Below are 9,823 nucleotides of genomic sequence, written 5' to 3' on the forward strand. Positions count from 1 at the left end.
ATCCGGTATTTTTTTTCCGACAAACGTACAGATAAAAATCCGGTTTCTGCATACCCCTTTGCAGAAAAGAGAACCTTGCCTATATTTTCTTCCTGTCCCACGCCGACCAGTGCAAATAGGCGACGCTGACGATCAACAGGCCTGAAAAGTAGACGATCTCTGCGATAAAACAGATATGCACGGGCTGTTGAAGCCAAATACCCGAAACATAAATAAACAAGGTGTAGACGACCAGAACGATCATCTCAAGCCCAAACGCCGAACGCGTATTTCCCGTACCCGATACCCCGCTGAACACGATGCTCGCCACCGAGCAAGACAACGTGGCCAGCGCGATGACATAAACCGACGGCACGGACGATGCGATCAGCGATATGTCGTTCGTATAGATCGAAAGAATCGTTTCCGGGAACAAAGAGAGCATGGCCGAAAATAGGAGCATGATGCCCATCGAGATTCCGGCGATGCGGCGAATCAGCGGAATCACCATCGGGAACTTACCCGCTCCCATCAGGTTGCTGACCATCGTGTTCGTCGTTGTAGACAATGCGTTGACCGGAATGAACATCACGATATAGATGCTCCGGACGATGTTGGCAATAGCCAGTTCACGCTGGCCGAGCCGTTCCACGACAATAAAAAACAGGAAGAAGGTGCTCATCGATACGAAATATTGCAGCATCATAAATACCGAAACGTTCAGTACCTGACGGAGCAGCTTCAGGTCGAACGAACGGAAACGGTTCAAACCGTACTTCCGGCGATCGACCGTTAGGAAGGTGTAGACAAGGAAGAAGACGACGGCAAACGTCTCGGCTGCCACCGACGAGATGGCCGCACCCTGAATACCCATCTTCGGCAGTCCGGCATGACCGAAAATCAGCAGATAATCCAGCATGACATTGACAACCGCCATCACCACGGCGCTAAGCGTTAAGACCTTCGTTCTCGTTATACCGACAAACAAAGCGCGGAACATGACATTCACGAACGAAAAGAAGAATCCGAACAGCCGCCAGTCGAGATACTCCATCGTCGCGTTCCATATCTCTTCCGACGAAATCATCAGCCGCATCAGATTGCCGGCCCACATCCGCGAAGCCAGAAACATTCCCCCCGCTAATGCCGAGAGAAACAGAATGCCCTGAATCACCACAGGGCCGATGGCCGGGAAATTCCGCTCGCCGTTCCGACGACCGATCACGATCTGAGAGCCTGTACTGAACCCGAATGCAATCGTAAAGGCGCAGATATAATACAGCCCGCCCATAGCCGAAGCGCCTAATTCTACTTCGCCCACGCGCCCCAAAAAGGCCGTATCCGTTACGTTAATCACATTTTGCGCCAGCAAACTGAGAAAAATCGGATAGCTTATATTCCAGATATGTTTGTTCGTATACATCGTAAAAAAAGGTCTGTCGTCTTGTGCCGGCAGACCTGTCCTTTTCTTCTAAACGCCCGATGCGTTACACTTCTATTTCAGTTTATTCGTCGCCGTATCGGGAAAGATAACCGCCGGTCTGAAGGCTTTCGCCTCCTCGAAATCCATCGTAGCATACGAAAGGATGATCACGATATCGCCGGGTTGTACCCTCCGCGCGGCCGCTCCGTTCAGGCAAATAATCCCCGAATCACGCTCGCCGGCAATCACGTAGGTCTCGAAACGCTCGCCGTTGTTATTGTTCAGTATCTGTACTTTCTCATTCTCGATCAGGTTGGCGGCCTCCATCAACGACCGGTCGATCGTGATGCTGCCGATGTAGTTCAGGTTGGCATCCGTGACCGTCACCCGATGAATTTTCGATTTTAATACCTCGATAAGCATACTTCTTCTCCCTTAATATTTGACATTATCAATCAGCCGAACGTCACCGCAGAAAACAGCCGCACATCCAACCGCCCCCGCCGTCTCGTCCCATGAACGAATCGGCTGCAAACTCGTTGCATTGACGATCTCAAAATATTCGACACGCAACGGCGGATGTTCGTTCAGCGTTTTCGTTACCCATGCTTTCGTTTCCTCTACCGTTCCTGAGGCCGCAAAGATACGACTTTCTTTCAACGTACGCGAAATTACCGGAGCAATCCGCCGCTGTTCAGGTGTCAGACGTACGTTGCGGCTGCTCAGTGCCAGCCCGTCCGCTTCGCGCACGATCGGACAGGGCACAATCTCTACAGGCAGCTTCAACAGGCGGGTCATTGATCGGATCACGGCGATCTGCTGAAAGTCTTTCTCACCGAAATACGCCCGATCCGGCTCGACAATCATGAATAGTTTACTGACAATCTGGGCTACTCCGTTGAAGTGTCCCGGACGGAAAGCGCCTTCCATCACCGTAGCCACTGCCCCAAGGTCGAACACGCGGGTATCCGGTTCGGGATACATCTCCTCGTCCGAAGGAGCAAAGACATACCCGCATCCGGCTTTCTCGAGCAATGCGCAATCCTGCTCCAAGGTACGGGGATACGTCTCCAGATCACGTTTATCATTGAACTGGGTGGGATTGACGAACACACTGGCCACACATACGTCATTCTCTTTCACACAACGGTCTACCAGACTCAAATGACCTGCGTGCAATGCGCCCATCGTAGGCACCAGCCCCACACGCTTCCCGGCGCTACGTTCAGCGTCTAAAGCGGATCTTAATGCTGCAATACAATTTATTATCTTCATTTCTAAATAGCTATAATTACTTTCGAAAATCAAAGCCATACATCCTCAAAAAACGACTGCAAAGCAACAAAATAACTTGAACATAACACCCCATCTTCGGCGACAAATACACTTATTTTAGGATTCATTCTGAAAATGAAAGCACTGTTTAACCGTTTTTTTTACTACCTTTGTAGTCGATTTTATTTTGCCGAAAAAATGGACGCTAAAAAAATATTGTTTATCGCTCAAGAAATCTCCCCCTATCTGCCGGAGTCCGAGATTGCGGATATATGTCGCCATCTCCCTCAGGGGATACAGGAGCAAGGGTGCGAAATCAGAACGTTCATGCCCAAATACGGATGCATCAACGAACGCCGTAATCAACTGCACGAAGTCATCCGATTGTCCGGGATGAACCTGATCATTGACGATACCGATCATCCGCTGATCATCAAGGTGGCTTCGATCCAATCAGCGCGGATGCAAGTCTATTTTATTGATAACGAAGATTTCTTTCAACGCAAAGCTACGGTCTCCGACGAAAAGGGAAACGGATTTAAGGATAACGACGAACGCGCCATTTTTTATGTACGCGGAGTCTTTGAAACGATCAAAAAACTTCGGTGGATACCTGATATTATTCACTGTCACGGCTGGTTTACGGCTTTAGCTCCGCTCTATCTGAAACGAATGTATTCGGACGATCCGTGCTTTGCTCGCACTAAAGCAGTGTACTCCATTTATGATAAATCGTTTAGGCCTACGCTTAACAAAGACTTGGGAAAAAAGTTGAAGCAAGACGGGGCCTTGACAAGAGACTTGAAAATACTCGAAAAGAATGATTTTCTTTCACTGTCTAAGTTAGCCGTGCAGTTTTCGGATGGAGTCATACAAGGGAGTGCAAAAATGGATAAAAAGTTAGGAGAGTTTATCACACAGAGTAAAAAACGTTTTCTTCCCTATCAGGACGCAGAGCATTATGTTCAGGCGTATAATGAATTTTACAATACGATTTTAAAGAGATAAAATGAAAATAAAATATGCAGTAGCTCTCTTGCTTCTGGGAGGGATTTCACTTTTCAGCGGATGCAACGACGACTTGACATTGGTCGGTTCTACCATTCAACCACAAGGTGATCGTAATACGGTCTATATCGATACGTTTCGGATGACGGCTTCCACCGTGAAGCGGGATTCGCTCTATGCCAAAACGACAAGAGGTTTGCTGGGTGAAATCTATGACCCGTTATACGGACATTTGAAGTCGGACTATTTGTGTCAGTTTTATTGTGCGGAAAACTACCGGTTCCCTCATAAACCGCACATGGGAGTGATTGATTCGGTCAAATTGAAAATTCGTTTCTTTTTTTGGACAGGAGATGGACATGCGTTGATGCGGACAAGAGTCTATGCTGTCAACAAACCTCTGGAAAGGAATTATTACACCAACCTTAATCCTGCGGATTATTCTGATATGCAGAATGCGTTAGGAACACAGGTATATACGGCATTCGGCTGTTTTAGCGATTCTTTTTCAACAGGACAGAAAGATCCGGAAACTCGCAAAGAGATTAAAGTACCAAGGTACTCGTTAAACATCGCGCTGCCGAAAGAACTGGGAACCCGATTTTATAACGAAATAGTCAACAACCCGTCATCGTTTGCTACGCAGGAAGCATTCAATCGCTTTTTCCCGGGATTATACATCACGACCGATTATGGAAGTGGCAATATTTTAGACGTATCTAATACACAGCTATATCTCTATTACCAGCGTCCGAAGAGCAGTAAGAATGACACGCTGGTTCGTGACTCCGTCATGTTTCAGGTTACGAAGGAAGTAATACAGCATAGCCGATTCCAGCATACCGACGAAGAAAAATTGCTGACACCAAACGATCAATATGCGTATATTAAAACGCCTGCCGGCATTTATCCCCGTTTGGTGATTCCGAGCCGGGAAATTGCCAAAACCATAAAGGGGCGTTATACAAACGGTTTGGTTTTCAGTATAAAGTACGAACCTCAGGAGAGCTGGAAGTATGCGATGTCTCCTCCGTCTCATCTGATGCTTATGCCGGAAGATTCGCTACGGACGTTCTTTGAGAATCGGAGCATCGAAAATAATATGACGACTTTCCTCTCGACGGACAATAAAATTGGAGAGTACGGCTATAACGCAACAACCCGGACGTATTATTTCGGGAATATCATTAGCTTGCTGAATGTACACATTAAAGAAAAACCGGACGAAGATCTTCGTCTTCTGATCGTGCCTGTAGAAAGAGATTTTGCACCCACAATGGATCAATACAGAAGAAATATTACCGGCTACTACACCAAAGCAATCCATAATTATCTGATGCCTTCGGGGGTAAAATTCCCGATTGATCAGGAACATATGAAGATCGTTGTACTTTCCAGTAAATATACAGGTAAGTGATTGAATATAGGGCGTGTTAAGAATTATTGCTCTGTAAAGATAAGCTCGGAGAGAGCAAAAAACGTCATTAGAACTTCTATTCTAATGACGTTTTTTTGCATTTACGCCCGGCATGAGTATTGTCTAGGAGGTAAGTCCCGATAAGGGATTACATAATCAATAGCAAAGATGTCCTCTGCGAGGTGAAATCTGAAGGATGCTAGTGGCAAACATCTGGCCTGACGAACAGAACTTCATATAAGGCATTTGTCCCTGTGTAAGGTTGAAAGACAAACAAAATCCTCATAGCTATTCGAAGGGGTTGGTGTAAATGAAGCAGGTATAAGATGGAAAGGCAAAGCCCTTATCCGAAGAGACCTCATGGACATGGTGATTAGTTGCTTTTACGAAAGCCATGGGGTAAAGATTGCCGAGAGCAGTCAGCCGAGGTCATAGTACCCCAAGTACGTGTATTTACAGGGAAGTATCGAATCGTGCAGTGCAATAGTAAATGACTGCTACGCTGCGAGAATCTTGCATCAGATATCCGCAAGAAACTCTCTATCCATGCGACAGGACGGAATCCGACAACAAGATAGAAGTGATGTTGTTCAAAGGAATGGCTGAAAACAACTTGTCACACATCGTTAGATGAAAAAGCACGAAGCCGCCGTATGCGGAACCGCCCATAGAGTGATGTGTGGGGGCGGCAAATATGAAAATAGGAGATAAACACCTATGATTAGTGTTTATCTCCTACCTGATTTTGATGGGGTGGGTGAAAGATGGGACTCGAACCCACGACCCCCGGAACCACAATCCGATGCTCTAACCAGCTGAGCTACATTCACCATTATATTGCATCTTTTTTAATGCGCTGCAAAGATAGTTATTTTTTTGCACCTGCAAGCGATTGGCGGAAATTTTTATGCTGTCGATGGGCTAAAAAGGAAAGGTTTGTTTTTGCTTGTAACATTTGTCTGCCGTCTGAAAGATTGGAATAAACCTTATTGAATCGTATAAGCAGTCGTGTATTAAAAAAGTAACGTAGTCAGGTACGACACTAAGAAAAAAGAAACAACGAAAACGTCGGGCTGGCTATTTTGAAAGGTGAATACAGAGAAAAGATGTCGAACGAAATATTGAGGCGGTTTTTACAGTGTAATTCAAAACTTTTTTAATAATTCCGCGCTCTTAAAATAAAAAAATTTATTTACTTTTGCGGCGTAAAAAAAATCTTTGACTAATATTGTATAAAAAAAAGAAGAATGATGGAAAAGATTAAAGGATTGATCGATGCTCCATTTACGCCGTTTGACAAAAAAGGCGAGGTGGATTATGCTCCGATAGCGGAATATGCGGCACTGTTGGCGCGTAACGGGTTGAAAGGTGTTTTTATTAACGGCTCGTCCGGTGAAGGCTACATGCTGACGGAAGACGAACGGATGAAACTGGCTGAAAAATGGGTTTCGGTTGTTCCGTCGGGCTTTAAAGTGATTGTTCATGTGGGGAGTACGTGTGTGAAATCGAGCCGGCGTCTGGCCGCTCATGCTCAGGGAATCGGTGCCTGGGGAACGGGGGCGATGGCTTCGCCGTTTCCTAAAGTGGCGCGTGTGGAAGAGTTGGTACAATATTGTGAGGAGATTGCGAGCGGTGCACCGGAACTCCCGTTTTACTATTATCATATACCGGCTTTCAATGGAGCATACCTGTCGATGGTCGAGTTTCTGCAAACGGTAGACGGACGTATTCCGAACTTTGCCGGTATTAAATATACGTATGAGAGTCTTTATGAATACAACCAGTGCCGTCTCTACAAGAACGGGAAGTTCGATATGCTGCACGGGCAGGACGAGACGATTCTTCCCTGTCTGGCCATGGGAGGAGCACAGGGCGGCATCGGCGGCACGACGAACTATAATGGCCGCGAGCTGGTCGGTATTATCGAGGCATGGGAAGCCGGTGATTTGGAAACAGCGCGTGAACGACAAAACTTCTCACAGGAAGTAATCAATGTGATTTGTAATTATCGCGGAAATATCGTCGGAGGAAAGCGAATCATGAAACTGATCGGTCTCGACCTCGGGAAAAACCGTACGCCTTTCCGTAACATGACTGATGCCGAAGAAACTTCGATGAAGAAAGAACTCGAAGCGATCGGATTTTTTGAAAGATGTAATAAATAAATGAATATGGATATCAAAGAATATCTGGGATATTGGGCGGAAAAGTATAAGAACGATTTACTGACGGATATCTTCCCGTTCTGGATAAAATACGGGGTGGATCGTGTTAACGGAGGCTATTACACGTGTGTCGATCGGGACGGAACACTGTACGACCCGACAAAATCGGTTTGGTTTCAGGGGCGCTTTGCGTTTGTGCTGGCGTATGCGTATAACCATATTGAGCGCAATGAAGAATGGTTAGCCTTGTCGAAATCGGGTATTGATTTTATCGAAGAACACTGTACCGATAGGGACGGGCGGATGTATTTTGAAGTAACTGCCGACGGTACGCCTTTGCGTAAGCGTCGTTATCTCTTCTCCGAATCGTTTGCGGCGATTGCCATGTCGGAATATGCGATTGCTTCGGGCGACCGGACGTATGCCGAAAAAGCCTTGGCTCTGTTTAAGCTGATCCTCAAATACAAAAATACGCCGGGTTTGACTGAACCGAAATACCTTCCTGCTTTTCAGGCGAAAGGGCACTCGCTTTGCATGATTCTGATCAATACGGCATCACGAATCCGCGCGGCAATCAATGATGAGGTGCTGACACGACAGATCGATGAGTCGATCGATGAGATCCGTCGTTACTTTATGCATCCCGAATATCGTGCATTGCTTGAGACGGTTGGCCCTAACGGCGAGTTTATCGACACGTCGGCCGGCCGGTTGATTAATCCGGGGCATTGCATCGAAACGGCATGGTTTCTGATGGAAGAAGCTGCGTTCAGGAAGGGGGATAAGGCGTTGCTTGAAACAGCGCTGACCATCCTCGACTGGTCGTGGGAATGGGGATGGGACACCGAATTCGGCGGTATCATCAATTTCCGCGACTGTCGTAATTTCCCCGCGCAGGATTATTCGCAGGACATGAAGTTCTGGTGGCCGCAGACCGAGACGGTGATAGCAGCACTTTACGCTTATCAAGCTACCGGCAACGAAAAATATCTGGAGATGCACCGTCAGGTGAACGAATACATGTATGCTCACTTCCCTGACAGTCAATACGGAGAGTGGTACGGCTACCTGCATCGCGACGGAACGGTGGCGCAGCCTGCTAAAGGAAATCTTTTCAAAGGTCCGTTTCATATTCCGCGGATGATGATAAAGGCACACCTCCTGTGCCGTGAGCTTATGACTTAAATTATGGATTAAAATCGGACGATGATGAAAAACTCAAAGTATTACCCTTGGATCGTCGTAGCTCTCTTGTGGGTTGTGGCGCTGCTAAATTACCTCGATCGGCAGATGCTCTCGACCATGAGAGATACGATGATGATCGATATCGCGGAGCTGGAATCGGCAGCAAACTTCGGGCGACTGATGGCTGTCTTCCTTTGGATTTACGGTTTGATGAGTCCGGTCGCCGGTATGATTGCTGACCGTGTGAATCGTAAATGGCTGATTGTCTCGAGCCTTTTTGTCTGGTCGTTTGTGACGCTGATGATGGGCTTCTGTACGACCTTCGAACAGGTCTATTGGCTGCGTGCATTGATGGGAGTCAGCGAAGCATTGTATATCCCTGCGGGACTGTCGCTGATCACCGACTACCATCGGGAGAAAACACGTTCGCTGGCTGTCGGTATCCACATGACGGGATTGTATGTCGGACAGGCCTTAGGCGGCTTTGGGGCAACGGTTTCCAGTATTTTCAGTTGGCATGTTACTTTCCAGAGCTTTGGCTGGATAGGTATTATATACAGTCTCATCCTGATTCTTTTCCTGAAAGATAAAAAGAGTGAGACGCCGGTAAGTACTCCACAGCCCACTTCGTTGGGTGAAACGGTAAAATCTGCATTGAAAGGTATCGGCATGTTGGCCGGTAACATTTCATTCTGGATCATTTTGCTCTATTTTGCGACTCCAAGTCTTCCGGGATGGGCGACGAAGAACTGGCTACCGACACTGTTCTCCGAAAACCTGTCGATCGATATGACGGAGGCCGGACCGTTATCGACGATTGTCATTGCCGTGTCATCATTCATCGGAGTGATTGCCGGTGGCATCCTTTCCGACCGGTGGATACAACGTAACCTCCGAGGACGTATCTATACCGGGGCGATCGGGTTGTCACTGATGATCCCTTCCTTGCTGCTGCTCGGCTTCGGACATAGTCTGACGATGATTATCGGCGGAGGACTGTGCTTCGGTATCGGTTATGGCATGTTCGATGCGAATAACATGCCGATCCTGTGTCAGTTTATTTCGTCGAAATACCGTGCCACAGCCTACGGACTCATGAACATGACAGGGGTATTTGCCGGTGCCATGATTACGAATATCCTCGGACGGTCGACCGATGCCGGTAACCTTGGGAAAGACTTCGCGATGCTGGCAGTCGTAGTCGCTGTCGCTCTCGTTATACAACTATTCTTCCTGCGGCCCCAAACAGCAGATAAGAAAGAAGAATAAATCAAGTGAATTTTTATATATGAATCTGCAGAATTTTATTTGTCTAATTTTTTTTATTGCTGTCCGGTAAAACTCAAAAAGACAAAATCATCTTACTCGAAG

Annotated in this window: 8 protein-coding genes and 1 tRNA gene; 5 read left to right on the top strand and 4 right to left on the bottom strand. The window is 47.0% G+C overall.

The window, feature by feature from the left end; genetic code table 11:
- Window positions 1-79: 79 nt before the first annotated feature.
- The 3 genes from ACTTKA_RS04360 to panC form a co-directional block, all read right to left on the bottom strand.
- Window positions 80-1,402 (bottom strand): MATE family efflux transporter, encoded by a 1,323-nt coding sequence (locus tag ACTTKA_RS04360; RefSeq protein ID WP_442724113.1) that lies wholly within the window; start codon window positions 1,400-1,402, stop codon window positions 80-82.
- 72 nt (window positions 1,403-1,474) lie between these two features.
- Window positions 1,475-1,825 (bottom strand): aspartate 1-decarboxylase, encoded by a 351-nt coding sequence (panD, locus tag ACTTKA_RS04365; RefSeq protein WP_074449332.1) that lies wholly within the window; start codon window positions 1,823-1,825, stop codon window positions 1,475-1,477.
- A 12-nt stretch (window positions 1,826-1,837) separates the two neighbouring features.
- Entirely contained in the window at window positions 1,838-2,677 is an 840-nt protein-coding gene (gene panC, locus ACTTKA_RS04370) for a pantoate--beta-alanine ligase (RefSeq protein WP_442724114.1), read from the bottom strand.
- A gap of 198 nt (window positions 2,678-2,875) precedes the next feature.
- Between panC and ACTTKA_RS04375 the strand changes: the two genes are divergently transcribed.
- Window positions 2,876-3,685, top strand: a complete 810-nt coding sequence (locus tag ACTTKA_RS04375) for a glycogen/starch synthase (protein ID WP_442714117.1) — start codon at window positions 2,876-2,878, stop codon at window positions 3,683-3,685.
- A 1-nt stretch (window position 3,686) separates the two neighbouring features.
- Window positions 3,687-5,102: a DUF4270 domain-containing protein gene (locus ACTTKA_RS04380; protein WP_442724115.1), complete on the top strand. Its 1,416-nt coding sequence runs from the start codon at window positions 3,687-3,689 to the stop codon at window positions 5,100-5,102.
- A gap of 755 nt (window positions 5,103-5,857) precedes the next feature.
- Here the strand turns inward: ACTTKA_RS04380 and ACTTKA_RS04385 are convergent.
- Window positions 5,858-5,933: transfer RNA gene (locus tag ACTTKA_RS04385), tRNA-His, on the bottom strand.
- 419 nt (window positions 5,934-6,352) lie between these two features.
- Here ACTTKA_RS04385 and ACTTKA_RS04390 point away from each other — a divergent pair.
- The 3 genes from ACTTKA_RS04390 to ACTTKA_RS04400 are packed head-to-tail and all read left to right on the top strand — an operon-like array spanning window position 6,353 to window position 9,721.
- Entirely contained in the window at window positions 6,353-7,267 is a 915-nt protein-coding gene (locus ACTTKA_RS04390) for a dihydrodipicolinate synthase family protein (RefSeq protein ID WP_442724118.1), read from the top strand.
- A gap of 6 nt (window positions 7,268-7,273) precedes the next feature.
- Entirely contained in the window at window positions 7,274-8,452 is a 1,179-nt protein-coding gene (locus tag ACTTKA_RS04395; protein WP_060831841.1) for an AGE family epimerase/isomerase, read from the top strand.
- 24 nt (window positions 8,453-8,476) lie between these two features.
- On the top strand, window positions 8,477-9,721 hold the full coding sequence (locus tag ACTTKA_RS04400) for an MFS transporter (protein ID WP_442724119.1): 1,245 nt from the start codon (window positions 8,477-8,479) through the stop codon (window positions 9,719-9,721).
- The last annotated feature ends 102 nt before the right edge of the window (window positions 9,722-9,823 follow it).

Source organism: Tannerella sp. (genome assembly GCF_052170195.1).
Lineage (GTDB): Bacteria > Bacteroidota > Bacteroidia > Bacteroidales > Tannerellaceae > Tannerella.

Bases quoted from the DNA above. Each gene is read 5' to 3' on its own strand.
- ACTTKA_RS04360 (WP_442724113.1), bottom strand. From the start codon at position 1,402: ATGTATACGAACAAACATATCTGGAATATAAGCTATCCGATTTTTCTC.
- panD (WP_074449332.1), bottom strand. From the start codon at position 1,825: ATGCTTATCGAGGTATTAAAATCGAAAATTCATCGGGTGACGGTCACG.
- panC (WP_442724114.1), bottom strand. From the start codon at position 2,677: ATGAAGATAATAAATTGTATTGCAGCATTAAGATCCGCTTTAGACGCT.
- ACTTKA_RS04375 (WP_442714117.1), top strand. From the start codon at position 2,876: ATGGACGCTAAAAAAATATTGTTTATCGCTCAAGAAATCTCCCCCTAT.
- ACTTKA_RS04380 (WP_442724115.1), top strand. From the start codon at position 3,687: ATGAAAATAAAATATGCAGTAGCTCTCTTGCTTCTGGGAGGGATTTCA.
- ACTTKA_RS04390 (WP_442724118.1), top strand. From the start codon at position 6,353: ATGGAAAAGATTAAAGGATTGATCGATGCTCCATTTACGCCGTTTGAC.
- ACTTKA_RS04395 (WP_060831841.1), top strand. From the start codon at position 7,274: ATGGATATCAAAGAATATCTGGGATATTGGGCGGAAAAGTATAAGAAC.
- ACTTKA_RS04400 (WP_442724119.1), top strand. From the start codon at position 8,477: ATGAAAAACTCAAAGTATTACCCTTGGATCGTCGTAGCTCTCTTGTGG.